A 26124-nucleotide genomic window follows, 5' to 3' on the forward strand; every position below is an offset into this window, starting at 1 on the left:
CGGCATAAAGTTCATCAATTGTAAGTTAACCTTGGATTTGATTTTCATGCTGGAATCCTTTATTTATGCCGTTTCTTATAAGACGGTGAGAAGCGTTAAAACAATAAAGGCCCCACCCCTTGTATTCGGTGAAGGTATCTTTATATCTTGTATCAAGTCTGACAAATGTAAATCAATGCATTCCTTTCCACTCACCTTGGTTTTTAGATGCTTTTTCTTTTTTCGCTTTATTTTTATGTGCTTGATTGGCATTTGCGCTACCAAATTCTTTAGAGAACTCTGAATCGGTTTTGCTTGAGTCGAATCCTTGTTTGTTCTTTTGATCTGCGTCATTTTTCTTTGTTCGTTTTGCCATGGATACCCCTCCTTCTTGTCTTTAGTATGAGAGTAGAAAGGAGAAATATACCTCGATTTATAACAGATAACCTTAACAGAAATTCATAATATTTCATGTTTTTTTGATAAAAAAATAATAAGTACCAGTGTGGTTACCCTATCTGTTAAATACACTTTGGATTATTAGATATCAAGTTGTTATGATTGCCCTATCCAATTAATGAGGTGACGATGATGTGTGGTAATACTTTATTTGCTTAATGCATAATGTCCCTATTGGCCCAACAAGTGCTGATACTGATACCCCTAAGAAGAAAGGTTTAAGAAATAATATTGACAAAATCCCTCCCAAAATAAAGAAACCTCTCATCCCTATAAAAGGGACGAAAGGATATCTTCCGGTATACCAGCTTTAACGTTTCGGTCACGTCTAAGCCTACTCTTGATCGCCAATATCAGGAAGAGACTCGAAAAAAAGATATTTACAGGTTGTTTAAAAATTCTCTGACTGCGTCTGGCGTTTTGGCGTTTGCACTGTGCAAATGAGAAAGCTTTTCGCCATTTTTAAAGACTAATAAAGAAGGAATTCCCATTACACTTTGTTCCTCTGAAATTTCTGGAAACTCATCACGGTCAATTGTAAACCATTGTTTGTCTTGATGCTCATCTGTAATTTCATCAATGAACATATCTAAACGCTTGCAGTCGGGGCACCAAGTTGTCGTAAATACTCCAACCGTTAATTCATCTTGTTTGATTTTTTCACGATATTCTTGCTCAGTTTTGATTTGTTTCATTGTTTCTCCTCCTATGGATTCCTCTTTCTTATTATACGTTTTTTTCTATCTTTACTTACAGTCCTTTAGAAAAATTAGTAAAGAATTGTTGGCTCAACGCCAAAGTCTGTTCTTGACATAAAAAAACAACTTTGTACATTCAACACAACTTGTTATAAACAAAGGGGCTTACTAAGGTACTAATATGAACAGAACATAAGTTAGTTTCGTCAAGTACATGTTTTGGTGAAGAGCCAGATTGTTGACTAATTATATTTTTGTGTACCTACTATTTGGTACATTCACTAGCTTACCATGCTAATTCGAGGGTTAGCAAGCGAAACGAGTATGTGTTTTTTGATACTTGAATCTATCTTATTCTGATTATCGAAAGGAAATGTTGCTAGAGTCATCTATACTAATATTCCATCTAGATTCTTTCTGCTAAATAATAAAGACCTAACTAATCATACGTTCATATATTAGATTGATGGGAACTGGCTGATAAACATAAAAAATAAGCATCATTTTTGATGCCTATTTTGCATTTAGCCCTTTTTTATTCGACTGTAGCTTCTGACTTTCCTGTAAAAATTTTCTGACCTCTGTTGGCGTGATTCCAATTTGTTTTGCTGTCAGCATAAGGGTAACCCACTCAAAATCAAATTCTTCTCTCTGTGTTTCCTCGACCAACTTCATCTTGAATACCATCCCCTTATTTTTATACAGTTGAGTCGATTGGGTCCCGATCAATCATTTAGTCCTTATGATTCTCTCCTCCATCTTCATGAAAAAGCATGCCGTACAAAAAAAGAGGGACAATCTCATTTGCTATTTCCTCTGGTTGCTTTTTTCCTTGCAGTAACTGAGTAACTGTTAGACGTTCAATAATTCCAACTAAACTTTCAGCTACAATGCTCATGTCAATATTCGAACGGTAATACTTATTTTGTTGTCCTGAAACTAGATTATCGGTCATTTGTGCGGCAAGTTGTTTTTTCAATTCCTCTGCCTCTTGCGCGATCAAGAATCCAATACGCGCAAGATTTGGGTTTTCAACAAAGTACGTGAAGATTGCTGCCAAATGTTTTGTAAGCGCCTCCGGGACGGAATGTGAATCGATTCCTGGTTCAAGACTGCTCTTTTTCGTATATGCAAACAAATTTTGGCGAAATGCATCTACTAATTCTTGAAAGATTGCCTCCTTGCTTTGAAAATATAAATAAAAGGTAGGTTGGGTTAAGTTCGCCCTTTTTACAATCGTACTGACTTTTGTTTCATAATAGCCTTTTTGTGCAAACTCATCAGCCGCAATCTTCAATAGCAGCGCCCTACTCTCTTCCCCACTCGCTCCCTTTTCCCTTCCTCTCTGACCCATTATATGACAACTCCAAGTTGATTATTATATATTACTCGATAGTATTATTATCCTATAAATCTCATGATTCAGTCGATTAGTTTTCAGAATTTACAAAATTATTAAATAATTAAACACTTTCGTTTTCCTTGAAAGAGACTGTCCAATTAGGTGCTGCCCCAACACTAAACACAGTTAATCTGAACTGTAGATAGTAGTTTTTTTTGTGTGACAATCTGTTTAGACAACCTCTTTCTTGATCTATAAAAATATGGATGAATGATACTTACGATTGTTCTCTTTTGTACAAAAAATCCTTTTTATTTTGAATCTATCTGTTTGACATAAATAGCCTGTGAGAAACTTGTACTTATACAGCCTTCTAAATCGGCTTCACTCAACAATCGTAGATTTAAGGCAGATTTTATCTTCCCCTCATCCGGCTTTTTCTGAATTAGATCTGTTAAATTCAACTCTTCTAATCTATGAACTGTAACTTCTTGATCAAACTTTTCTGTTGTTCTTATTTGTCTTTGTACTTTGTAATCACTTATCATTAGATCACCTTTAACTAGTTTTCCAACTGATTGATCAAAGTGTTGATTAAAGTCTTTTTTCAGGGCATCTAATTGGGATTCTATATCCTTTTTTTTCTGGCTCAACTCCATGTATTGAGCAAGCTTTTCTCTTGTAATTAAATGACCTTCATCTTGTTTCAACTTAAATCCCCTCATTCCTCATATTGATACTCCATCATATTGTGAAACAAGGGGAGATATGCCCTTTACTTTACTACATACTCAGAAAATTTTATTAGGGAATATAATGATGTCAACATTCATTTATGCGATATCCCCTATCAAATACTGATTTTATAAAAATGTTTTCTATATCTATATGATACATACCTACAGGTAATTCGACGTTCATCCAAAGCTTCCCTACTCCGCTCCTGCCCATTTATCAATGAGACATACTCTCATACTATATCCGCACATATCATGTATAGAATTCAAAGAAAGAGAAGGTGGAGAGATGGTATACCCTCAATATCAATATGTACAGTTTCCAGGTCATCATTATGGGAATCAATGGAACCCTTATCAGCCTTGGCAACATCATCAACAGTGGAACCCTCATCAACAAATGCATCATCAACCACATTGGCACCCTCAGCATAATTGGCATCAAGGACAGCATCAAGGACACGGCGAATGGGATCATCATGGCTATCCACATATGCAAAACCCGATATATGGACATAACCCAGCTGAGTATCATACTCATTGATTGATAGAAATAAATAGGCTGCCAAAGGCAGCCTATTTATTTTGTTCGTATAGTAAAGATATTCTGTACTCATGAAGATTCTACCTGGAGGTGAAATCGCCAGCTCTTCTAGCACGAGCGATAATAATCGTATCCTACTCACAATTGCGCCCCCTTTCTTTCCAGATGTTCATTCATGATACATTAAACCGATTAAGCATTTGTACTCAATCCCAACTTAAGGTCAAGGAACCCTTGCATAACTTCTACCAAATACTCCGCACTTGTCAGCTCTAGTCCCAAATGATACGAATCAACAGCCAAATTCCAACGTTCCATTTTTTCATGATCATTGAAAATACTAAACAGTTGTGTTTCAAATGATTGTTTATGATCAAGTTCGAATACAAGCGACGAGTCTTTTAAATATCGTAAATTGATTTTCTCTTGGCCTGGAAGCATTGAATGGACAAAAATTGGCAGTTTTTTTCTTAATGCTTCACTAATGGTGACACCACCAGGTTTCGTAACGATTGCATCTACCTCTTCATATAGCTTGTTCATTTCTGACCTTGATGATAAATAAGGTAATGGTTTAATATGATCTAAATTCCACGTAATGATTTCGTCATACAGCTTTCGATTATTGCCGCAAAGTACATAAAAATCAAGGCCTGGAGATTTCTTTAACTCTTCAGATAACTTTAATATCCCTCCAAGCCCGCTATTGCCTCCAGATATTAAGATCTTTGGTCGTTTTACGCTTTTCGGTATACGAGCGGTCATCGTAATTTCTTCATGTACCGGAATCCCCGTAACAATCATGTTTTGATTCGCAATTTGATATTTCCTTATTAAGGATTCTTTCACTTCTTGACTAGGAAGAAAGTGAACATCAATCCCTTCTTTCCCCCATACATTATTAATAAAAAAGTCGGTGTACACGTTAATAATCGGGATGTTACATTTCCCTTTCCTTTTTAACTGACTGAGGAGATAAGAAGGGAAACCATGTGTGCACACAATTAAATCCGGATTTTCCTCTGATAACAATCGCTCCATTTTCTTCAAGAAAATATGTTTATACCATTTAAAGGAATGTACCTTTGTTGGAGGTACATAGAAAAAATTCTTATAGGCGAGATTATAAGTTTCAGGCGCATACCGAATCCAGTTTAGATAGCCATTGGAAATCATTTTCTCTAACGATTCATTTGTATAACTCAACAAATCAATTTTTTTAAGAACAATCCCACTTGTCCTCATTTTTAACATATCCATTAACGCGTCGGCCACTTGATGATGTCCAGACTGCATTCGTAAGAGAGGTAAAAACAATATTTTTTTCATATATGTCATCTCCTAATTTCATAAACAATCCATTTTATTATACATTTACCTTAAAAAGACTATCTACAGTATTTAGGACTTTCTCCTCTTACAATGTATCACTTTTTTTATGTAATGCTCAGGTTTTAATGAATTTTTAATGATATTATTAGGGTATTTTTATATAGAATTCTTACCTATTTCAAGCCTTTCCTTTTTTTAAAAAAGAAGTTAATCGTAACATATAGTAAAAAGAGAACTAAGAAAAAGACTCCTAGATATGGCACATAGGCTGGGTTAATATGAAAGATCCCTCCAGCATAATATCCGGCGAGAATAAACGGGACTGTCCAAAGTATCGAGCCTATTAGAGAAAATAAGAGAAATCCTCTAAAACGGATGTGGGAAATACCCGCAAAATACGGATTTATTTGCCGCAAACCTGGCAAATAAAATCCTAACAAGATCGTCCTGTAAACATTTTTCGTAAATTTACCTCTCGCTTTTTCCCATCGCTCTTTGGTTATCCCTACAAACCTTCCATATTTTTCAATGAATGGATACCCAATGTATTTTCCACAAACATACGCTGTAAGCATCCCGCTAAAAGCGCCAGATATAGAACATAATACAGCCCATCCAAATGAAATCTTATGGTGAACAATCAATACTCCAATTAAAAATAGCAAGGACTCTTCTGGAGCGGGAATCCCTACAATACCAAAGAATAAAAAAACAAAAATAATGAAATATCCATATAAATCAATATAATGTAAAATCGTATCAATATTCATATAACCCTCATCTAATTATAATTCGCTAAATGTGATAAAACGCCTTCCCCTTTCTGTCATTTCTTTGAGATAAATTTCTAAGTTTTCGAGCATATAGCGCGGTGCTTCTATGTCCGCACCAAATGTTTCGCCGCAGTCATGGAGCAGAAGAATAGAGCCGCCATCTGTCGTTTTTCTTAATTGATCGAGTAGTTCAGTTTTACACGTTTCTACCTTCCAGTCCCCAAAAATATCCGACCACATGATGATCTTATATTTCTTACTTATCAATCGTGTAAATAGATTAAAATGCCCCCATGGTGGCCGATAAAAAGTGACCTTTTCATTCGTACATTCAGTTATTGCTTTTTCAGTCATAATGAGCTGGTTCCTTAATTTAAATGGGGACATAAGCCAGCTAGAAATATGGTCGTAATGATGGATACCAATTGTATGGCCTTCCTCATGCATTCGTTTTATGATCTTAGGGTTTCTTTTCACCTTGCTACCCACTACAAAAAAAGTTGCCTTCACCCCATACCTTTTTAGTAAATCAAGTAATTGTGGCGTATAGTGAGGATTAGGGCCATCATCAAACGTTAAGACTATCCTGTTTTCACCTTGGACTTTCTTTGTTATTCCTAAATTGTAAATACGAATAAGCAGTGTCGGGATCACTGAATAAAGGAGAACGAGCAGTACAATAACAGTGAAACTAATTATCCAGATCTTTATCACGTAAAACAGTTCCTTTCAGTGACTATTTATCCATTCTATGCAGCCTTTTTACGTTTTCCCCCTATTATAATGTTTTATTTTATGTTTTTCTATAGTCACCTGAATTCTGGCTTTTTGGGCTTAATCTATGTGACAGAAATGCTTGGGTTGTAACACCGGCTGACATTAGCTTCTTCACGTCCCACTCCACTTTAAGTTTTCTCGTTCTCTCTTCAAATTAAAAAAACTCGTTTTGATGCACCATCTCGGGTTTGGATCGCGAGACCTAAACGGTAGAGGGGATTAGATTACTTTGGGTAAATGAATGCTTCCTGTTTCGACGCATATTCTCCAATATTATTGCAATATCAGAGTAAGGCCCGTTTGCAACCTCTCTGCCAGTAAGCATTATTCAAATAACTTGGTCCACGTGTCACATCCTGCCATTCCATCTTGTTTAAGATTTTTCGATTTTTGGTAGCTCTTTACGGACATTTCCGTGTTTGTTCCAAACATACCGTCTATGCCTTGCGGATCAAAACCTCTGATGTAGAGTGTGGATTGAAGAATGTAAGTGATATTGCCTCTTGCCCCTTTTTTAACAACTCGAACGGCAGCTCTTGTTTTTGGTCCCCAAATTCCGTCAGTAGTAAGTCCTGCCTTATATTGCTTGTTTAATTCTGTTTGGTAGCCTTTTATGAGTGCTTTTTTTGTAGCAGGTCCATATCTTCCATCCTCTTTCAATCCGGTATCATACCTATTATTTAATGTTCCTTGTATGTTCATAACTGTTTTGCTTCCTACATTTATTGGACTTGGAACAGTGGCTGCTCCTTGCCCACTGCCAAAAGGATCTGTGCCGTATCCTTTATATTCATACTGCAGATGGACCTTATCCACAAGTGTCGTCCAATCTCCCCCCCACGTAAATCCAAGTTGCTTCGCCTTTGCAATGGCCTTTTTAATTTTTGTCGAACCAAATCCATTCCAGATAGTCTTACGGTCTTTAACTGGTACAAAGTCCAGCGCTTGACCAACCAGATGGTAGGAACGCATTGTTTGTGAAGCACCTAATTGATAGTTCCTCGCTTGTTCTTCCAACGTTCTTGTCGTTTCGTAAATCAGAAGGTCAATTTCCTGTTCACAACAGTACTGGTACCATTGTAAGGCGGCTTTTTTTGTGTTGTTTGCTAGTTTGTTAATATTAGCCAGACTCCTTTGATTATATGTCATTTTAAATGCCATTCTTTTCGCTCCTTTTCTACTATCCTATTTAAAAATTGAACAACCGATTCGGACTATTGTCTATGAGTTACAGCAAATAGCGACTGAAACTAGTTATTCAATTACTTTATAAGGTGAATATTCAAAATCGGATCGACTATTTTAAGATAAACTCTCCCCTTTCTCCTCTGCTCCTGTAGATTTTTTTGTTAGCTTCTTTCTTAAAGTGCGTGTTCAAAAGGAGGATAAAAAGAGCCGAGAAGTTCTGCGAGCGATCGTCCCGAACCTTTCGCGTATGCAGTAATACGGAGGACCGGACTTGCACAGGTTGTGCTGACTTCTGTGTTGCGCACAGGATGTGCGCGATCTTAACAGAAGGTCATTAATGAGCTTTGAAGCAATTCGCAAGCTTTTTTACCGGACTTTTTGAACATCCTCTTAAAACACAAAGCAGGGAATCCCATTGAAAAGGATTCCCTATTTCTACATATACAACCCCGCGAGCAAAATCCCAAGTGTATCTTCATAAATTTCATCGAACTGTGATAATGGAAGCGGATTGATCCCCATGCCAAGCTCTACAGTAAATCCCGGTCTACGCCAATCTTGAATAAACCAATCCTTGAAACCTGCATAACTATCAATGGTTTGGACTGGTTCGTAGCCGCTTACTCTGCTAAATTCTTTCACGATTGTTTCCGATTCAGGCGGTTCTAGATTTTCAAATCCCCAATAAATCACTTTACCTTGTGTATGAAAGGCAAGGACTCTTTCGAAGTCCCGCTTTCTCGTCAAAGCAGCCATCGCTATTGCTTCTTGTTCTGATAGTGGACTTTTTCCCGGATAATCTCGTGGTCCAGGACTATTCCTGCGCCGTGCTTTTTCCTTTTCCCATTCTGCCGGAAATTGATCATTCAAGTCGACTCCGTTTATATTCGCTTTCCAACTTTTAAAATCAGTATTGCCATTATTATATTCAACTACTTTCGTTTGATAGGGTTCAATGGATGGCGGTCCTTTCAAAACAAGATTCACTCCATCGGGATTCACCATGGGCACGATGGACAACATCGTCTCCTGATAAAGTAGGAATGTATGAAGCCCACGAATCGATACGTTGTTTGTCAAAGACAATAAATAATCATTGAGAAACGTCATAATAACAGGTGTCGTGATCCATTCATTCGCATGAAATGCTCCATTGTAGTGAACCCGCTTATTCCCACTTCCAACTAAAACCTCTGGAATTTCATTTCCCAGTACCGAATTTCCAATCGAAGGCACCTGTATGAAAGGATACACATTTTGCAGCCTTGTTAGATCTCTCTTCATTGTTTCATAGTCATAATTTTGTTTCCCCTGTACAAGTCGCCAAGTAATCCGTAATGGTACCTGTATCGTCTGACCGATTTGCAAAGCATTCGGATTTATATTTGCATTCACAAGCTTAATTGATTCAACCGATATATGCCGCTGCTTTGCAATCGACCACAATGAATCGCCAGCAACAACTTGATAATCAACCGAAATATACCCTGGAATCTTAACCCTCTGCCCAATCGTAAGCAGGCTCGCATTCACACCTAGGTTCGAATCAACAATTAAATGGACATTCACACCGAACAACTGACTATAATCCCAAAGGGAATCTCCCTTTCTCACAATGACTTCCATAGCTCTCCTCCTCGTTTGACCAAGGCTGCTATATACACTATATGCAAATAAATTAAGAATCAGAATTAGTTTTGCAGAAGGGCGAATGCCCTTTATTGCCCCCATCAAATTAAGAGGCAAAACTTTGGTGGGGTTTCTAATTTCATTGAATAGGTCATCCTTTTCTTGAAATAGAGTTTATTTCTAGAGGAATTTGAAGGAACTACTTTATGAGAGCATATAGGGATCTAAAAAAATAATATATGCTAAATTGGATAGATTGGAAAAAGTGGGGCAAAAATGAAAAAGGGTCAGACCCCGCAACAACTAAATACAGTATAAGATATGTGTATGAAACACTACTTACTGATTTAGAGTACGAGGTCAGACCCCTTTTTGTTTAAAAGTCTTCAAAAATAATGATCATTTTCTTAGATTTCATCTATAACAGATTTATTAAGCCGTCACTGCTGAGAGATTTTTTGCTACCGCTGCAACTTTTGTTAAACCTTCAGCGATAATTGTTTCAGCTTGACCTGGCATTGCATTATGACCTTCAATAATAACTTCTTGTTCGATTGCCATACCGAATACGCCACCAACCACATTTTTAATATAGTTAGAAGCCATTTCCATAGGTGCTGCTTCTGGCGTTGAGTAAACACCACCACGTGCACTTAGAATAATTGCCTTTTTGTCAGTCATTAAGCTTACTAATTGGCCATTTTCGCCGTATTTGAATGTGAAACCAGCTTGGTATACATAGTCAATGAATGTTTGTAATTTAGCAGGGATCGTTAAGTTCCATAATGGGAAGGCAAATACAACTACGTCTGCTGCTGTTAAAGCATCCATTGCTTTTTGTTTCGCAGCTAAGATGCGTTGTTCTACGTCTGTCATTTCTTCGCCAGATTCTACTTTACCGAAAGCGTTGAATAAATCTTGACCAAAGTAAGGCATATCTTCTGCAAATACATCGTAAGTTGTTACATTAACACCTTCTACGTTCTCCATAAAAGTTTCATACATTTTACTTGAAACAGCATCTGTTGCTGGACGGTTATTTGCTTTTACTACTAATACGTTCATTATATTGTAACTCTCCTTTTTTATCGTCAATTTAATCATCTCGAATTCATAATATATTGTTTTAGTGTAAATGTCAACGAAACGAACTCAAACTACAGCTAAAAATATCAGATACTCGGTGCTTACGACATCAAACTCCACATCTTATTCATTTCTTCATTCATACAATACAATATTATTATATACCGGATCAGAAATAGAATTAGAATGAAACTCTTTTATTTTTTTTCAACTTACCAGTAAGGTCTATACCTTGTCCTGTAAACCCTTCTACTGCTTTATTTGTTAGTAGGATTTTTCTGTTCTGGTAATAGGATTTATCATGTAGAAAAACTTGATAAGTTTGTACCTTTTTATAGGGAATTGTACTATTCATGTACTGTAACACCCTCGTTTCTTCCCAGGCATATACAATGGCTGGTTGATCTAGAGACTGTAAATAGTTAGATAATTGATAGGTGGCTGAAGATTCATTCGCTTGTTTTATAATCAATATAGATGAATGGTATGTTTGTGATATTAATAGGAGACAACAAAAAATAGATAGGACAAATTTTCTAATCTCTTTCGTCTCTCTTAATACATTAATCAATACAATAAAAAGAAAAAGTATGACTAAAGGAAGAATATGTCTAGGTTTATCAATGTTTTGTGCAACAATGGCCCAGATCAAATAACCAATACCCGTGATACACGCTAAGTGCTGAGTGAAATCTTTTTTTAGATCTCTCCATTTCAATGGAAATATAAACAAGCTAACAAATATACCATATAACACGGCTATTGAACTACCCACCACTTAATTTTCTAACGAAAATTTGAAGTAGGGGATTCCTAGGAACACCAATCTATCGATCAGTTATGGGGTAGGCGATCCCCGTAGTCCCTACGGTTAGAAGTCTTACGGCTTCTTTTTTTAGATTTATTCCTGCGTTTATATCTCGATCATGATAGGTATGGCACTCCGGACAGTCCCATTCACGCAATCCAAGATGTTTAACGTCTTCATTTTGATAGCCACAACATGAACAAAGTTGACTGGAAGGGAAGTTTTTTGCGACCATTATGACTTGTTTCCCGTACCATTTCGCCTTGTATTCAATCATCCTTTTGAATTGTGACCAGGATACTTCACTAATGGCTTTGGCAAGATTATGGTTTTGAAGCAGATTAGATACGGACAAATCTTCCATCCCAATCATGTCGTGGTTTTTGACAATCTTGGTTGAAATTTTATCTAAGTAACCCTTTCTAGAATTTGACATTTTTTCATAGATACGTGCCACTTTGATTTTAGCTTTGTACCAATTCGAACCACCTATTGTCCGTCTGCTCATGATTCTTTGTGCTTTGGCTACCTTTTCTTCTAAGCTGCGGAAAAATTTTGGATTCGAGTAGATCGTTCCATCTGAAAGAATCGCAAAATCTTTGATTCCCAAATCGATCCCCACCGCTGACTCTGTTTTAGGTAATTCTGATACTTCTGATTCGGTTGCTATCGACACAAAGTATTTATCAGAAGGGTTTCGTCTGATGGTAGCACTAAGAATGCGTCCTTCTACCTCACGACTTTTAGCAAAACGAACAAGCCCCAGTTTAGGTAATTTAATTTTGTTTTCAATAACAGCAATATTTCCGTTCGTATGCTTTGTTGTGTAAGATTGAACAGGGTTCTTTTTAAACTTAAATCGTGGTTGTTTATTCTGCTTTTTGTAATAACGATTATAGGAATCACTTAGATTTTCAACAGCTTTTTGCAAAGCAATACTATCTACTTCTTTCAAAAAAGTGTACTGTTTTTTTAGTTCAGGAAGGAATGTAACCGTTTCGTATTTATTCAGGTATGTACCTTTCCAATCATTAGAAGGAAGTTGGCCATTTTGTTTCATTTCTTCCACGACGTACCAATAGAGATCTTCTTCTTTTTGTTTACCAAGAAAGAAGTTATATACGAAACGTGAACAACCTATCGTTTTATTAATCCGTATGGCTTGATCCTTGTTTGGATAGATACGAAATTTATAAGCCTTATTAACCAACATACGATTCACCCCCTATATCCTACTTACATTTTGCCATTGGTTACATAATAATACAAACGTACGTTCTATTAAAAGTCAAAAAAACAGAAAAAATAAGGGCCATTAGGCTAACGCCTAACCGAAATTCATCTCCCCCTTATCGTTGGGCTACACCCTTCACACGATTGAAGAGGGAGTCTTCTTTCGGAAAATGATAAAATTATTTAAGAGGAAATCCCCGTCCATAATACATTGTGAAGTACTAATGTTTTTATCCTTTCTAGAAAGGATAGATCACTGGACACAGCCGTATTACCCCAATCGTTAACATGACCGCTTGTAAAAACTGGGATCAATGATATTCTTCTCTATCTCCTTTATTTATAGTATAGTAATCTCTAAGTTAGGAGTGAGACGATGAAGAAGTTCTTAATATTCATTGTGGTGCTAGTAGTCTTTGTAGGTGTTGCTGGGTATGCCATTTATTATTACGGCACAAACTTAGCCTCTCATAAGTTAATGAATGCTGTTTCGACTGAGCTAGAGAAAAGTGGACAAACAGAAGAAGTAAAGCAATTTATCGAAAATGACCCAGAGCTGAAAAAATTCGTAGAAGAAGCGAAATCTGTTGACGAAAGTTCATTGCCTTTCACGACAAAAGAAGAGGCGACACGTGTTCTTGTCAAAAAGGTCGGCGTTACTAAACTTCTGAACATAAAAGCGCAAGCTCAAGATGGAACACTATCTAAAGAAGAAGTGCTTGCAGACCTTCAAGGAAAATTATCTGAAGAAGAACTACTTGCTTTAAAAGTTATCGCCTATAAGGAACTTTACCATAAATAAGCATGGAGACCTGATTAAGGTCTCTTTCTTTCATTTGAATAGTAGAGTGCTAAAAAAGAAGATGATTTTATTCGATACCTTCTTTTCATTTAAAACCACGCCTTTTTCAACAAAAGGATTCCCTCTTGCAACTCTTCATGTGAAAGTCCACCATAGCCTAATAAGATAGTTGGTTCATGACTGTATTTTCCTTTTTCATAATAGAGCGAAGTAGGGTAGATATTCACGCCTACTTGCGTAGCTCTTTCCACAAGCTCCGTTTCAGACAATCCATTATTAATTTGCAGAAGAATATGCAACCCTGACTTCTCGCCAATTACAGTTACGCGATTGTCGAAATGCTGCTGAATTACTTCGGTCAAAATATGGTTCTTTTTTCGATAAATGGTTCTCATTTTATTTATGTGTCGTTCCCAATGGCCATTATCGATAAATTGATAAAGTGCTTCTTGGATGATGCGCGGGACGGTATGCTTGTACCCACTGAAATTTTGATGATATACCTTCAGCAAATCAGGTGGTAAAATTAGATAACTTACTCGAATGGATGGAATGAATGCCTTTGAAAACGTCCCTAAATAGATGACTCTGCTATTCGTATCAAGCCCTTGTAAAGAAGGAATTGGTTTACCGACATAACGAAATTCCCCATCATAATCATCTTCAATAATGTAAGCTTGCTTTTCTCTCGCCCATTTCAATAATTCCATTCTCCTTGAAATCGGCATGATTGTGCCAGTTGGAAATTGGTGTGATGGTGTCACATAGACAATGTCAGCACGAATGCGCCGTAAATGCTCGACAGTTAACCCATCTTCATCCAATGGGATTCCTTCAATTTTCCTTTCAAAATCTTGAAAGACATGGCGAATTCTATGAAAGCCGGGATCTTCCATCGCGAAGGTTCTATTCTTACCAAGTAGCAAACAAAGAAGCTGCATCAAATATTGTGTACCCGCTCCAATAATAATCTGATCAGGCGAGCAACGTACTCCTCTTGATTGAAAAATAGAATCAGCAATGGCCACGCGAAGGTTTCGTTCACCTTGAGGATTTCCATTCATGAATAGCTCATGTTGACAGGATGTATTCAAAAGCAACTTCCGCCAAATAGAGAAAGGGAACTGTTTCAAATCTACTTCGCCATGATTAAAGTCAATCTTATATTCAGACTTTATTTCTGGAAAATTTGGTTGCTGTGGAGGTTTCTGGTCCTTTTTCTTTATGATATTCCCTTCAAGCTCGACCACAAAGTATCCCTTTCGTAATACGCTTTCTACATAGCCTTCTGCGATTAACTGCTGATAAGCCGCATCCACCGTATTCAAACCGAGGTTAAGATGAACAGCCAGCTTTCGTTTCGAAGGCAACTTCCTTCCAGCTTGAATCCTTCCCTCTTGTATTTCTTGTTTAATAAACTCATAAAGTTGAAGATACAAAGGGTGTTTTTTTAATTTTTGAAAATGCGGGGTCATTTCAAACATCGCGCTCTCCTAACTGGTTCTATTAAATAGACCCAATCTGATTCTTATGCTGGAACCAGTTTTTTATTACAATGCTAACATACTTGATAAAAAAAGGAGAAAATTCATATGGAATACATCGAATTAACAGGGAAAACCGTTACACTCTTGCCTCTATCTGAAGAACATTTCGAAGGATTTTATGAAGCGTCCAAACCCATTGAGATCTGGGATTGGTTAGTAACGAAGATTTATTCTCGTGAAGATGCTGTTGCTTATATGAATCAAGGATTGCGCGCGAAGGAAGAGGAGGAGCAATACCCATTCGTTGTGATTGAAAATGGAACAGGCAAGATTATTGGAAGCACTTCTTATCGAAACATTCAGTTTGATAATGAAAGCTTAGAAATTGGATCAACCTGGTATCATCCGTCTAAATGGAGGACAGCTGTCAATACTGAATGCAAATATTTACTTTTACAACACGCCTTTGAGACATGGAAATTAGGCCGAATAGAGTTCCGTACAGACGAACAAAATACACGATCACGTGCAGCCATACTCCGTTTGGGCGCTGTGGAAGAAGGTAAATTACGTAGAGAAAAAAGATTAACAGACGGAACGATGAGAAACACGATGGTCTATAGCATCCTAAATGATGAATGGCCAAGTGTGAAGCAGCGTTTGCATGATTTTTTGTCCCAGCATGAAAAGTGATATACGTTAAGATGGACGCATGTATTCTATATTCAATGCATATATCTAGACATTGACGCATATCTGCCTTCAGCTCATATTTTTCTTCAAAGGAGACTTTTCAAAAATAAGAGAGGATCACCAACAAAGGTCATCCTCTTCTCAACATTTATTCTAAATGACGGCGTTGGTAATCCGCAATACGGCTATAATCGCTTTCTAATTGACGGCTGACTGATAAATAAATCGACATCAATTCTTCATATACTTCTACGTTTTCAGCAATTGGCTCGAGCTCATTCGTGTCGCCAATCATTTCCGAAACCACATTTAAACTATCAATTTCACCTAATGCATACAATCCAAGTACAGCAGCACCTAAGCTTGAGCTTTCAAAACTTTCAGGTATCGTCACGTTTTGGTTAAACACATCAGCCATAATTTGACGCCATAGCTTTGAGCGAACAAATCCGCCACTTGCATGAATTTTTTTCGGTGGGCCAGCTAACTCTTGAACAGCAAGCAACACGCTGTATAGATTATACATCACACCTTCTAGAACTGCTCTTACCATATGATCTCTTGAATGGTGAAGAGCAAGTCCGAAGAACGAACCTCTAGCATGAGCGTTCCATAACGGTGCTCTCTCCCCTGCCATATACGGATGGAAGATGAGACCGTCCGCTCCGGGTGCAATTGTTGCAGCCATATCGGTTAGGATTTCATACGGATCTTGGCCGGTCTCTTTAGCTGCTTCAATTTCAGCACGGCCAAATTGATCTCGAGCCCATCTAAAAGTAATTCCGCCATTATTAACAGGACCACCTATCACCCAAAGATTATCTACTAAAGCGTAGCAAAATGTTCGACCTTTCGGATCCGTTAACGGTCGGTCACTAACTGTTCGGATCGCACCGCTTGTCCCAATGGTTACAGCAAGTACACCTGGTTCAATCGCGTTTTGTCCTAAATTAGCCAGAACTCCGTCACTTGCACCAATGACAAATACAGTATCTTCTGCTATATTCATCTGTTCGGCAAGGTCCTTATGTAAACCTGACGTAGTATAAGTTGTCGGTACAAGCTTAGGAAGCTTCTCCTCATCAATTCCAGCTATGCTTAATGCTTCTGCATCCCATGTCAGATCATTGATATTAAACATGCCTGTTGCAGAGGCAAGTGAATAATCCATCACATACTCATTGAAAAATTTATAGAAAATATATTCTTTAATCCCTAAATATTTAGCCGTATTAGCGAATATTTCCTGATGTTCCTGACGAAGCCACATCAACTTCGTAATCGGAGACATTGGATGTATGGGCGTTCCTGTACGACGATATAATGAATGCCCTTGTTCCGTTGCTCTTAGCTGCTCTGCATATTTGACACTTCGATTATCTGCCCAGGTAATAATGTTCGTTAGCGGTAGTCCATTAGAATCAACAGCAATAACACTGTGCATCGCAGAACTGAATGAAATAAATCCTAACTCTTCTTTCTTAATCCCACCTGTCTTCATTACTTCACCAATTGCTAATACAACCGCTTGATAAATTTCCTCAGGATCTTGTTCTGCCACCGAAGGAGTCGGACTATGTAGAGGATAACCCTTTGTAAAAGAAGTAATAACTTCTCCTTCTCTGGAAAAAAGAACAGCTTTTGTGCTCGTAGTTCCCATATCAATTCCCATCATATATTTGGTTTTCAACAATTTTCCACCTCGAATTTTTAGAAGTCATTTACTCATCTATATTACTACACTTATATAAAAAGAAAAAACAAGCCAGCTTTGTTTACTGAATTGTTTTTCTTTAAGACGCGTAAGATACGAAAATGTTAGCTCAGTTATTATGTACAATAACAATGGAGGGAGCTGATATACTTCCGGTAACGCCTCTGACAAATTATGCTTTTAAAATATCGATAAATCCTTCTCCAAAAACATCCCGTACATCGTGAATGGCAATAAATGCATCTGCATCAGTAGATTTAACAATCTTCTTAAGCTTAACGACTTCTTGCTTGCTAATTACAATGTAAAGAATTTCCTTGGGTGTTTTTGTATAGTAGCCATGTCCAGAATAAACCGTAACCCCTCTGTCCATCAGTTCATTAACTTGTTTGGCAATCTCATCTGGTGCATCCGAGATAATAGTAACCGCCTTCTTTGGATTGACCCCTTCTATGATGAATTCCATCACTTTTGTTCCCACGTACAACATGATAATGGTCATCATCAGCCTTTCTGCACCAATAATAAAATAGGAAGAAAAGGCAACTATTAAATCAAAAAACAAAAGACCATAACTGATACTCCATCCTAGGTATTTGTTCGTAATTCTTGCCAATATCGTTGTCCCAGCGGTTGTGCCGCCAACCCGAATGATCAAGCCGATCCCAACCCCTGCAAAAACTCCTCCGAAGATTGCATTTACCATCATTTCACCCGAATCAATACTCCAACTTTTTGTTAAATGGAGGAAAAGCGAATGGAAGATCACTGCAATAATCGTATAGATAATTGTCAATTTACTTAAGAACTTATATCCGACAATCAGTAAGCAACTGTTTAATAGTAGACTCACAAGTCCAGGAGACCATTGAAAAAGATAGTATAAAATGATCGTAATCCCAACAACTCCGCCCTCACCTAGTTCATTGGGAATCACAAATATATTTACTGCTAAAGCAAAAAGAAAAGCACCTAACAAAATGATAAAAATGTCTACAACTCTTTTTTTCATATCCTACCTCACTACTGTTAGAGAATCGCTGTTAATCCACGTTCATAACAAGCCTTCCCCATTATACTCTGATGGAATACGAGAGACAACAACAGCTTTCCCCACAAAACTCACAGTCTATTTTATTGCTCATTACCAACCAACACTATTATTATAAAGAGTACAGACTATTGTCCAACGAAGAGAAGGGGGTTTGTGATCCTACTTCTAATAAGGTAATATACGTTAAAAGACCATTAGTCCAATGAGGGACGGAGGGGACCAATATGAACAGTCGGAAACAGCATACGATTAATGTAGCCCATCGCCTTTTTATCGAAAAAGGATATCAAGCCACATCCATACAAGACATTCTCGAAAGTAGCGAGATTTCGAAAGGAACATTTTATAATTACTTTTCCTCAAAAAGTGAATTAATGATTGCTATTTTCAACAGCATGTATGAACATTTGGAAAAAGAACGGAATGAGCTATTGATTGGACAAAGCCCTAAAGACACGGAAATCTTCATAAAACAAATTGAAGTTCAACTAATTTCGAATAAAAAAAATAACTTTTTCACTTTGATTGAAGAGGTTCTTGTATCTAATGATCTTGAATTGAGGAGATCCATTCAACGAACGAAGCTGTTAGGAATAAATTGGCTGTATCTTCGCTTCATTGATCTTTTTGGGGAAGAAAAAAAGCCTTATTTGTTAGATTGCACAATCTTGTTTGAAGGCATGCTCCATCACTTGATGCATACTTGCTTCGTCATTAATCAAGGTCGTGATGGATACCAGGTTTCAAATTTGATTCGCTATAGCTTTAACAGAATTTCGAGTATTGTCCAAGATGTCTCGATACAAGGTGAACAGCTATTCTATCCTGAATTATTAAAGCAATGGCTACCAGATTATAAAGAGGAGCCGCTGACTCTTCAAGAAGAGCTGCTTTTGATCATTCATTCCTTAAAAAGAACGGCTCAAAAGCATATTCAATCTGAAAATGATACTTTGAAATTTTTTGAACTGATAAACTTCCTTGAACAAGAACTGTTGCAGGAACAGCCGCCACGTGAATTTATCGTTGAAAGTGTACTTACCACTTTACATTCATACCCCCATCCAAAGCTTTTACATTCCATTAAGAAATTAAGCAATCTTATTGAGACACATTTTGGAAAATGAAAACACGATCAACGACAGGGGGATCATGACATTGTAGAGTAGACATTCGTCCTGATCCTCTAGTTAGTTTCAACGCAGGAAGTGGCGAGTAACGGCACTGTACTCTCCCTTAGATTTACTTCACAAGGATGTCCATAAGGAAAGGGATAAATCGTGACGGATAATACACAGAAATAGACATATAGAATAATGACGTGTATTCTTCTAAAAAGGGATTTTACTAATAGAATAGTAATAATTATTTAAAGAAAAAATTCCATCGTTAAGGAGCTTACTTCATGAATTTCTTTATACGTTTTTTATTAAGTGGTCTAGTTTTACTCTTAATTGACTGGCTATTTGACTCCATATCCATTGACTCCTACGGTAGTGCCTTAATAGCGGTGTTTATGCTCTGGATTGTTAATTTTTTTGTCAAGCCTATTTTACACCTCCTAACATTCCCGATTACCATTTTGACATTTGGACTGTTTTCTTTTGTTATTAATGCGTTAACATTTACCCTTGCCTCCCTGCTTGTACGTGGATTTGAGGTAACGTCCTTTTGGGGAGCCCTCGTCGGTTCAATTTTGTTAGGTTTTGCGCAAAGTTGGTTAGAGAAAAAAAAGTAAACCTGGGAAATGGGGTCTGACCCCCAAAAGGACAATGTACCCATAGACTGCAAAGATCTAAGGATACATTGTCCTTTCTTTTTACCAGTTATTCAATTCTTAAGCCATCTGATTTTATTATAAATTCGTCATTGTCTTTGACGTCCTGATTTCCTAAATATCCAAATCGCTACCCCAACTACAATCACAACGAATGCAATAATTGGTAGATTCCCAATAATAAAGACAATCAATCCAGAACCCGCTGCAAGCAGGAAATTGGTGCTTGTGATCAGTTGCTTCTTGGTCTTTTCCCACGTATTTAAATCCTGATTATCAATAGATGGTACGATAACGCGATTTTCATGGAGTGAAATTGAAATCGTCGAATAGGATGTTTGGTTTTCAAGAAACTTTACTTTCCCGATAATTTGTTCGATTTCTTCTTGTACCTTGGCAAGATCCGCTGAAATTTTGAGTAGATCCTCCGTTTTTGATGCATGTTTCATGAATTCAAGCAATCTTTCTTCAACCGTGCGTTTTGATTTCAGCCTTGACTGTAAATCCACATATTCCTCGGTGACATCTTGACCTGTCACATTTCGCTCAAGCACTTCTGCAGCAGTATCTTCCGTATCTCGCAAAAAATCTTGAAAATGGGCTTCTGGAACACGAACCGTTATATTGGCATTCATCCTTGCAGATTCTTCGCGATAAACATTGGATTCAACGATGTAACCACCATATTTCGCCACTCGTTCTTCAATTTTCAACTGGGCTTCATCTAACTTCTTTACTTTCACCACTAACTGGGCTTGGTGAATGACCATCCGTTCTGTTTCCGTCACAACTACTTCTTCCGCCTTATCTTGCTTACTTGAAGTGTCTTGAAGCTCATTCTTCATCTTAGAGTCACTATACTCGTTGGAAGAAGATGCTGTGTCATCACTCATTTTTGCTTGTTCAATATCATGACTACTACACGATGCTAAAACGACGATTATCCAAAACAGCATCATACGTAATATCACCTTTTTTATCATGGGACTCCCCCCTCTTTACCTTATAAGACGGAGTACAAGAAAAAAGGTTACAGAATATTCTAATTCAGATTTGTATCGGGTACCCGAAACAATCCAAAAATCGGCATTTATGAAATGATTTTATATGTGACGTTCTCTAACTTTCTTATGATCCGTTATACAAATAATAATCCTGCTGGTGATAGCTTCTGAAACCACAAGATTCATAAAGTTTTAACGCTGCTGGATTCGTTGCCTCTACTTCAAGATAGATAGGATTCCCCTTCTTCTGCTGTTCAAGAATCACTTGCTTAAGTACCTTCTTGCCAATACCTTTTCCTTGAAAAGCAGGAGCAACGGCAAACCCATAAATCCAAGCTTCCCCATCACGTTCTTCAACGCGAATTTTCCCAACAACTTGATCTTCATACACAATCACAAATGTGTTCAAGCGTTCTTTCTTTATCCGCTCATAATAGGAAGCTGCTTCATGCTGTAAAAGCCCAAAGCAATCGACGTCTAATTGAATTTCCAACGCTTTATCTGCTTCTTTAGATGGACGGAGTGTAACGCCTTCATAATCTGTAAGCTCTGTTTCCTGCCATTTCATTTGATATTCAGCTACGTCAAATCGGCATGGAAGAGTAGCTAAGAAACCCTTTGCTGATTGGGACTCGGCTGGAGCATTTAACAAGATTGCTCGCGAGTCCCGCTTCTTCGCTGTCAGAAGAGCCTTCTCTACTAGTTTTGTACAAATTCCTTGTCTTCGGTAGTCTGGATGAACCATTCCGCATAATTCGATTTTTCCTCCAAAATCATAGATTGCAAGATACCCGATAAGCGTATTTCCTTCATAATGGAAGAAATCTTCACCCGCTTTTCCTACCCGACTTCGTAATGTCTCCCAATTTAGTTTTAAAGAAAATGTGCCTTGTTCACAGCCCTTTTGTAATTCCGCTATTTCTACTAATTGCTTTTCTTTCAATCAATTCAGCCCCTCTGTGGTAAAATATCTCATTATTATAATACTACATTTTACCAATCACAAGCCGCTACTTCATCAACAAAGCAATCATAATGATTATGATATAAACAGCTAAAAAGAGGCCTGTGCCTTTTAAGATGAGCCTTCCATAATATTTTCTCCAAACGTCATTACCAGCTTCTCGTATTTGTTCTATTTTGTGGGCCACACATTAACTTTGACAACGGACCTTTGAATAAGTTTCATTGAAATTAAAGATTGAGCTAAAATAATCCTATATTTCCCAAACATAGAAAACCCACATAGCGAAGACCCGTTCCCATGTCCTCATACAAAAAAAAGCACCTATTTTACATAGGCGCTCATTCTCATAGCTTAAATGTATAGATCATTTCCTGTAATTCCACTGCTTGTTTCTTTAGGTAATCAGCAAAAGAGCTAATTTCCTTTATTGATTCTGCTTGTTCTGCCGTCGCTGTTAACACACTTTGAGTAGAAGTTGCGGATTCCGCTGCGACATTCGAGATCTCGTCCATGGACGATACAGCCATTCCCGTTCCTGCAGTCATTTGCTGGATTGCAGCTGAAACCTGCTCCACTTGTTCTGACACAAAATTAACGGATTCTTGAATCTGCAAGAACGCATCTCCAGCCCCACTCATCGCTTCAATTCCTTCACCAACTTCATGGTTCACAGCCTCCATTGTTGCCACTACTTCAATCGTTTCTTTTTGAATATGAGAAATGATCTCGCTGATTTGTTTTGTTGCCTGTCCAGATTGTTCAGCCAGATTCCTCACTTCATCCGCAACAACCGCAAAACCTTTTCCATGTTCTCCTGCTCTAGCTGCTTCAATGGCTGCATTCAGAGCAAGTAAATTCGTCTGTGCAGCAATTCCAGTGATTACATCCGATATCTTACCAATTTCATTCGAACGTTCTCCTAAACCTTTAACTACTCGAGCTAATTCAGTTACATTTGTATGAATGGACTCCATTTGTTTGCCAGCTACTTCAATCGTTACGGAGCCCCTATCTGCTTTCTTCAGGGTCTCATCCATGCTTTCTGTTACTGTGACCGCATTCGTAGATACTTGAGATAAACTAGCAGACATTTGATAAATCGCCGCAGAAGCTTGATGCATGCCTTGTACCTGACTTTTAGCTCCTTGTGCAATTTCTTCAATTATATCTGAAATATGTTCAGTTGCTTGATTCGTTTGCTCTGCTCCTTGCGCCAAATCCTCTGTATAGGCAGCCATATTTTTTGATGACTCTTGGAATTTGGCAAGCACATTCTCCCAAGAATCCGTAGCATTGTTGATGCTATCTGCCACCGAATGAAAAAGACCCACTTCTCTCGGATTAAGCCGATTTTGCATATCACCATCGGCCAATTGCTCTAGATATTGATTAATTGTAGCAAGCGGTACAACAAACCGTTGATAATTGATTAAGGAAGAAATAACCGCCACTACTCCGCCAATAATCGTAAAACCGACAAGAGTCAGCCAATAGTTAAATCCATTAATATGATTCAATTGACATACTACTAATCCTATCAGAAACGAAGCTGGGATAACGAGAAGACTAGTTCGAAACACGTAATTCAAACGACTCATTAAATACTCTCCTTACATAAAGTAATGAATTTATATAAGGGAATCATACTATTTTTATGAATAATTTACTAGAAAAAGGCTACTAAATTCCCAGTAAATTTCGCACTTCCACAAAAACTCACCATACTATTATACTATTCTAAGAGTATCCTCTTCTATTTCTTTCTGCGAATTTCCGCGATCTGATTTCCATTACTTGTAATATATACTTTTTCACCTATTTTATAATTTACGCTTATGCTACAGTCCAACTCCGATATTTTTCCATTATCAAATTCCATCGCGCAATTATAGCCTTTTTTGTTTTTAGATACATCGATTACTTTATCCGTTTTAAGACCCACAGCTTTCCCATCGGATGATTCTGGATAATACTTATCCACAATTGTTACATGCTCTACTCGATTTATTTTCTCACCAAATGAAATGTGCACTAATATTGCCAATAAAATAAGTAAACTACTAAGAAGAACTATCTTTTTTATCATAGAATGAAATCCTCGCTTTAAAAAATCTTTTACTCTATATTTATCCTAGTTTAACAGGTTGTATGACCCTTTACCCTAAATTTTCACGAAAAAATCCGTTTAAGATATAATGAAATTTCCATCAGTGGTTTTTTCATCCCTAACTAATGGTTAGTCCCGTTCTACTGTCGCTAAACCGTAAGCTAACGCTTCAATAAAGCCATACTTCCATCAGTTGAGAATTTTCACTTTATCCTTTTTCAGTTGCTTGATTCTTAAAAGCTATTTCTATAGCTTACGAAATTTTCTATAAGAGATACAAAAAATACTACCCGGAAAATAGTAGAAGACCTATTACTTGAAGAAAAAACGAGCCTGTCCCATAACGAAAGGGTCAGACCCCACATCTACTATATATCGTTTATATGACACAATAAACGATGTATAGAGTGTGAGGTCTGACCCTTTTGGGATTATTACCCTCGTCCATATTTAAGAAAATAAAGTGAGTGTTTCTTATACTTCTTGTGGCACTGCTAAACCAAGACCTTCAGCTATACGAGTACCGTATTCTGGATCTGCTTTGTAGAAATGGCCGATTTGACGCAATTTAATTTCTTCTAACTCCACTGGTTCCATTGCTCCAACGATGGTAGCAACTAAACGAGTGCGTTCATCTTGGCTAAGTAAACGGTAAAGGTCACCAGCTTGAGTATAGTGATCATCACTGTTATAAGCGACTTGTGCAGCTTGTCCAGATACTTCAAATGGAGTAAGTTTCGCTTCATGTGATTCAGTTGGGCCATTAAAGCTATTTGGTTCGTAGTATACTGAACGACCCCCATTGCCGTCTGCACGCATGAAACCATCACGCTGATTATTATTCGCTTCTACTTTAGGACGGTTTACCGGTAATAAGTTATGGTTCGCACCAACGCGGTAGCGGTGAGCATCACCATAAGCAAATAGACGTCCTTGAAGCATTTTGTCTGGTGAAGCCTCCACTCCAGGAACAAATGTACCAGGTGAGAAAGTAGCTTGCTCTACTTCAGCAAAATAGTTCTCAGGGTTACGATTCAATTCCATGCGACCAAGTTCGATTAACGGATAATCTTTTTGTGACCAAATTTTCGTTACATCAAACGGATCGAAACGGTATGTATCCGCATCTTCTATTGGCATGATTTGCACGTATAGTTTCCATGCAGGGAAATCACCTTCTTCAATCGCATTGAAAAGATCTTCTATATAGTAATCTGGGTTTTCGCTAGCCATTTTTGCAGCAAGATCAACATCAAGGTTTTTAACACCTTGTTCTGTTCTAAAGTGATATTTCACCCAAACAGCTTGACCTTCATTATTTACCCATTTGAATGTATGACTTCCGTAACCGTGCGTGTGTCTCCAAGTTGCTGGAATACCACGATCAGACATCAAGATAGTAACTTGGTGAAGAGACTCAGGCGAATGTGACCAGAAATCCCAAACAGCTGTAGGATTTTTCAAATGTGTTCTAGGATCTCTTTTTTGAGTATGAATGAAGTCAGGGAATTTAATCGCATCGCGGATAAAGAATACAGGTGTATTGTTCCCAACAATGTCATAGTTCCCTTCTTCTGAGTAAAATTTAACAGCAAATCCACGAGGGTCACGAACTGTATCAGAAGAACCAAGCTCACCTGCTACTGAAGAGAAGCGGATAAACATATCTGTTTCTTTTCCGACACCATTGAATAGTTTAGCTTTTGTATACTTAGAAAGATCGTTTGTTACTGTGAAAGTACCGAATGCTCCGCCCCCTTTTGCGTGAACTACACGTTCAGGCACACGTTCACGGTTAAAGTGAGCAAGTTTCTCAAGTAAATGCACATCTTGAATTAATACTGGACCACGCTGACCTGCAGTGATCGAGTTCTGGTTATCTCCAACTGGAGCTCCCCAGCTAGTTGTAAGGTTTTTCTGGTTTGTCATTTTGA

The 26124-nt window shown here is 37.6% G+C and carries 26 protein-coding genes; 4 read left to right on the forward strand and 22 right to left on the reverse strand.

Annotation, left to right across the window (positions count from 1 at the left end):
- Positions 1-172: 172 nt before the first annotated feature.
- From AC625_RS20635 to tnpB, 14 genes are all read right to left on the reverse strand, one after another.
- Positions 173-355, reverse strand: a complete 183-nt coding sequence (locus tag AC625_RS20635) for a hypothetical protein (RefSeq protein WP_034310968.1) — start codon at positions 353-355, stop codon at positions 173-175.
- Positions 356-818: 463 nt separating this feature from the next.
- Positions 819-1133 carry a thioredoxin family protein gene (locus tag AC625_RS20640; RefSeq protein ID WP_049682984.1) on the reverse strand — a complete coding sequence of 105 codons (315 nt, stop codon included), beginning with the start codon at positions 1131-1133 and terminating at the stop codon, positions 819-821.
- Positions 1134-1649: 516 nt separating this feature from the next.
- Positions 1650-1811: a DNA-binding anti-repressor SinI gene (gene sinI, locus AC625_RS20645; protein WP_156187599.1), complete on the reverse strand. Its 162-nt coding sequence runs from the start codon at positions 1809-1811 to the stop codon at positions 1650-1652.
- Positions 1812-1869: 58 nt separating this feature from the next.
- Entirely contained in the window at positions 1870-2490 is a 621-nt protein-coding gene (locus AC625_RS20650; RefSeq protein WP_049682986.1) for a TetR/AcrR family transcriptional regulator, read from the reverse strand.
- Positions 2491-2789: 299 nt separating this feature from the next.
- Positions 2790-3188: a hypothetical protein gene (locus AC625_RS20655; RefSeq protein ID WP_245645056.1), complete on the reverse strand. Its 399-nt coding sequence runs from the start codon at positions 3186-3188 to the stop codon at positions 2790-2792.
- Positions 3189-3481: 293 nt separating this feature from the next.
- A complete protein-coding gene (locus AC625_RS20660) occupies positions 3482-3901 on the reverse strand; it encodes a hypothetical protein (protein WP_049682988.1) in 420 nt (139 codons plus the stop codon).
- 50 nt (positions 3902-3951) lie between these two features.
- Positions 3952-5088 carry an MGDG synthase family glycosyltransferase gene (locus AC625_RS20665; RefSeq protein ID WP_049682989.1) on the reverse strand — a complete coding sequence of 379 codons (1137 nt, stop codon included), beginning with the start codon at positions 5086-5088 and terminating at the stop codon, positions 3952-3954.
- Between the two features lie 176 nt (positions 5089-5264).
- On the reverse strand, positions 5265-5861 hold the full coding sequence (locus AC625_RS20670; protein ID WP_049682990.1) for a DedA family protein: 597 nt from the start codon (positions 5859-5861) through the stop codon (positions 5265-5267).
- Between the two features lie 15 nt (positions 5862-5876).
- Positions 5877-6578, reverse strand: a complete 702-nt coding sequence (locus tag AC625_RS20675; protein WP_245645057.1) for a polysaccharide deacetylase family protein — start codon at positions 6576-6578, stop codon at positions 5877-5879.
- A 387-nt stretch (positions 6579-6965) separates the two neighbouring features.
- Complete coding sequence (locus AC625_RS25185) at positions 6966-7802, reverse strand: peptidoglycan-binding protein (protein ID WP_053178156.1); 837 nt, start codon at positions 7800-7802, stop codon at positions 6966-6968.
- Between the two features lie 462 nt (positions 7803-8264).
- Positions 8265-9455, reverse strand: coding sequence for a M14 family metallopeptidase (locus AC625_RS20685; protein WP_049682991.1), 1191 nt, complete (start codon positions 9453-9455; stop codon positions 8265-8267).
- 435 nt (positions 9456-9890) lie between these two features.
- Positions 9891-10523: an FMN-dependent NADH-azoreductase gene (locus AC625_RS20690; RefSeq protein WP_049682992.1), complete on the reverse strand. Its 633-nt coding sequence runs from the start codon at positions 10521-10523 to the stop codon at positions 9891-9893.
- 202 nt (positions 10524-10725) lie between these two features.
- Positions 10726-11301 carry a hypothetical protein gene (locus AC625_RS20695; protein WP_049682993.1) on the reverse strand — a complete coding sequence of 192 codons (576 nt, stop codon included), beginning with the start codon at positions 11299-11301 and terminating at the stop codon, positions 10726-10728.
- 70 nt (positions 11302-11371) lie between these two features.
- Positions 11372-12565 carry an IS200/IS605 family element RNA-guided endonuclease TnpB gene (gene tnpB / locus AC625_RS20700; RefSeq protein ID WP_049682994.1) on the reverse strand — a complete coding sequence of 398 codons (1194 nt, stop codon included), beginning with the start codon at positions 12563-12565 and terminating at the stop codon, positions 11372-11374.
- 396 nt (positions 12566-12961) lie between these two features.
- Here tnpB and AC625_RS20705 point away from each other — a divergent pair, with 396 nt between their 5' ends.
- A complete protein-coding gene (locus AC625_RS20705) occupies positions 12962-13387 on the forward strand; it encodes a hypothetical protein (RefSeq protein WP_049682995.1) in 426 nt (141 codons plus the stop codon).
- Between the two features lie 89 nt (positions 13388-13476).
- Here AC625_RS20705 and pdxR read toward each other — a convergent pair whose 3' ends face one another.
- On the reverse strand, positions 13477-14871 hold the full coding sequence (gene pdxR, locus AC625_RS20710; RefSeq protein WP_049682996.1) for a MocR-like pyridoxine biosynthesis transcription factor PdxR: 1395 nt from the start codon (positions 14869-14871) through the stop codon (positions 13477-13479).
- A gap of 108 nt (positions 14872-14979) precedes the next feature.
- Between pdxR and AC625_RS20715 the strand changes: the two genes are divergently transcribed.
- Entirely contained in the window at positions 14980-15567 is a 588-nt protein-coding gene (locus tag AC625_RS20715; protein ID WP_049682997.1) for a GNAT family N-acetyltransferase, read from the forward strand.
- Positions 15568-15715: 148 nt separating this feature from the next.
- On the opposite strand, the gene gntK is transcribed toward AC625_RS20715, so the two are convergent.
- Both gntK and AC625_RS20725 read right to left on the reverse strand, forming a co-directional pair.
- Complete coding sequence (gntK, locus tag AC625_RS20720) at positions 15716-17260, reverse strand: gluconokinase (protein WP_049682998.1); 1545 nt, start codon at positions 17258-17260, stop codon at positions 15716-15718.
- 193 nt (positions 17261-17453) lie between these two features.
- The gene (locus AC625_RS20725) at positions 17454-18293 is read right to left on the reverse strand and encodes a YitT family protein (RefSeq protein WP_049682999.1); all 840 of its coding nucleotides are present in this window, start codon (positions 18291-18293) and stop codon (positions 17454-17456) included.
- A gap of 266 nt (positions 18294-18559) precedes the next feature.
- Here AC625_RS20725 and AC625_RS20730 point away from each other — a divergent pair, with 266 nt between their 5' ends.
- On the forward strand, positions 18560-19462 hold the full coding sequence (locus AC625_RS20730; protein ID WP_049683000.1) for a TetR/AcrR family transcriptional regulator: 903 nt from the start codon (positions 18560-18562) through the stop codon (positions 19460-19462).
- 278 nt (positions 19463-19740) lie between these two features.
- On the forward strand, positions 19741-20073 hold the full coding sequence (locus AC625_RS20735; RefSeq protein ID WP_049683001.1) for a phage holin family protein: 333 nt from the start codon (positions 19741-19743) through the stop codon (positions 20071-20073).
- Positions 20074-20201: 128 nt separating this feature from the next.
- Here AC625_RS20735 and AC625_RS20740 read toward each other — a convergent pair whose 3' ends face one another.
- The 5 genes from AC625_RS20740 to AC625_RS20760 form a co-directional block, all read right to left on the reverse strand.
- Positions 20202-21095 carry a DUF4349 domain-containing protein gene (locus tag AC625_RS20740; RefSeq protein ID WP_049683002.1) on the reverse strand — a complete coding sequence of 298 codons (894 nt, stop codon included), beginning with the start codon at positions 21093-21095 and terminating at the stop codon, positions 20202-20204.
- A gap of 145 nt (positions 21096-21240) precedes the next feature.
- A complete protein-coding gene (locus AC625_RS20745; protein WP_049683003.1) occupies positions 21241-22059 on the reverse strand; it encodes a GNAT family N-acetyltransferase in 819 nt (272 codons plus the stop codon).
- Positions 22060-22427: 368 nt separating this feature from the next.
- The gene (locus tag AC625_RS20750; RefSeq protein WP_049683004.1) at positions 22428-23681 is read right to left on the reverse strand and encodes a methyl-accepting chemotaxis protein; all 1254 of its coding nucleotides are present in this window, start codon (positions 23679-23681) and stop codon (positions 22428-22430) included.
- Positions 23682-23836: 155 nt separating this feature from the next.
- Positions 23837-24169 carry a hypothetical protein gene (locus AC625_RS20755; protein WP_049683005.1) on the reverse strand — a complete coding sequence of 111 codons (333 nt, stop codon included), beginning with the start codon at positions 24167-24169 and terminating at the stop codon, positions 23837-23839.
- 495 nt (positions 24170-24664) lie between these two features.
- Positions 24665-26119, reverse strand: coding sequence for a catalase (locus AC625_RS20760; protein ID WP_049683006.1), 1455 nt, complete (start codon positions 26117-26119; stop codon positions 24665-24667).
- Between the last annotated feature and the right edge of the window lie 5 nt (positions 26120-26124).

Source organism: Peribacillus loiseleuriae, assembly GCF_001183985.1.
Classification (GTDB): Bacteria; Bacillota; Bacilli; order Bacillales; family DSM-1321; genus Peribacillus; species Peribacillus loiseleuriae.

Excerpts from the sequence above, each read along its gene's own strand:
- AC625_RS20635 (WP_034310968.1), bottom strand. The coding sequence starts at position 355 with ATGGCAAAACGAACAAAGAAAAATGACGCAGATCAAAAGAACAAACAA.
- AC625_RS20640 (WP_049682984.1), bottom strand. The coding sequence starts at position 1,133 with ATGAAACAAATCAAAACTGAGCAAGAATATCGTGAAAAAATCAAACAA.
- sinI (WP_156187599.1), bottom strand. The coding sequence starts at position 1,811 with ATGAAGTTGGTCGAGGAAACACAGAGAGAAGAATTTGATTTTGAGTGG.
- AC625_RS20650 (WP_049682986.1), bottom strand. The coding sequence starts at position 2,490 with ATGGGTCAGAGAGGAAGGGAAAAGGGAGCGAGTGGGGAAGAGAGTAGG.
- AC625_RS20665 (WP_049682989.1), bottom strand. The coding sequence starts at position 5,088 with ATGAAAAAAATATTGTTTTTACCTCTCTTACGAATGCAGTCTGGACAT.
- AC625_RS20670 (WP_049682990.1), bottom strand. The coding sequence starts at position 5,861 with ATGAATATTGATACGATTTTACATTATATTGATTTATATGGATATTTC.
- AC625_RS25185 (WP_053178156.1), bottom strand. The coding sequence starts at position 7,802 with ATGGCATTTAAAATGACATATAATCAAAGGAGTCTGGCTAATATTAAC.
- AC625_RS20685 (WP_049682991.1), bottom strand. The coding sequence starts at position 9,455 with ATGGAAGTCATTGTGAGAAAGGGAGATTCCCTTTGGGATTATAGTCAG.
- AC625_RS20690 (WP_049682992.1), bottom strand. The coding sequence starts at position 10,523 with ATGAACGTATTAGTAGTAAAAGCAAATAACCGTCCAGCAACAGATGCT.
- tnpB (WP_049682994.1), bottom strand. The coding sequence starts at position 12,565 with ATGTTGGTTAATAAGGCTTATAAATTTCGTATCTATCCAAACAAGGAT.
- AC625_RS20705 (WP_049682995.1), top strand. The coding sequence starts at position 12,962 with ATGAAGAAGTTCTTAATATTCATTGTGGTGCTAGTAGTCTTTGTAGGT.
- pdxR (WP_049682996.1), bottom strand. The coding sequence starts at position 14,871 with ATGTTTGAAATGACCCCGCATTTTCAAAAATTAAAAAAACACCCTTTG.
- AC625_RS20715 (WP_049682997.1), top strand. The coding sequence starts at position 14,980 with ATGGAATACATCGAATTAACAGGGAAAACCGTTACACTCTTGCCTCTA.
- AC625_RS20725 (WP_049682999.1), bottom strand. The coding sequence starts at position 18,293 with ATGAAAAAAAGAGTTGTAGACATTTTTATCATTTTGTTAGGTGCTTTT.
- AC625_RS20730 (WP_049683000.1), top strand. The coding sequence starts at position 18,560 with ATGAACAGTCGGAAACAGCATACGATTAATGTAGCCCATCGCCTTTTT.
- AC625_RS20735 (WP_049683001.1), top strand. The coding sequence starts at position 19,741 with ATGAATTTCTTTATACGTTTTTTATTAAGTGGTCTAGTTTTACTCTTA.
- AC625_RS20740 (WP_049683002.1), bottom strand. The coding sequence starts at position 21,095 with ATGATAAAAAAGGTGATATTACGTATGATGCTGTTTTGGATAATCGTC.
- AC625_RS20750 (WP_049683004.1), bottom strand. The coding sequence starts at position 23,681 with ATGAGTCGTTTGAATTACGTGTTTCGAACTAGTCTTCTCGTTATCCCA.
- AC625_RS20755 (WP_049683005.1), bottom strand. The coding sequence starts at position 24,169 with ATGATAAAAAAGATAGTTCTTCTTAGTAGTTTACTTATTTTATTGGCA.
- AC625_RS20760 (WP_049683006.1), bottom strand. The coding sequence starts at position 26,119 with ATGACAAACCAGAAAAACCTTACAACTAGCTGGGGAGCTCCAGTTGGA.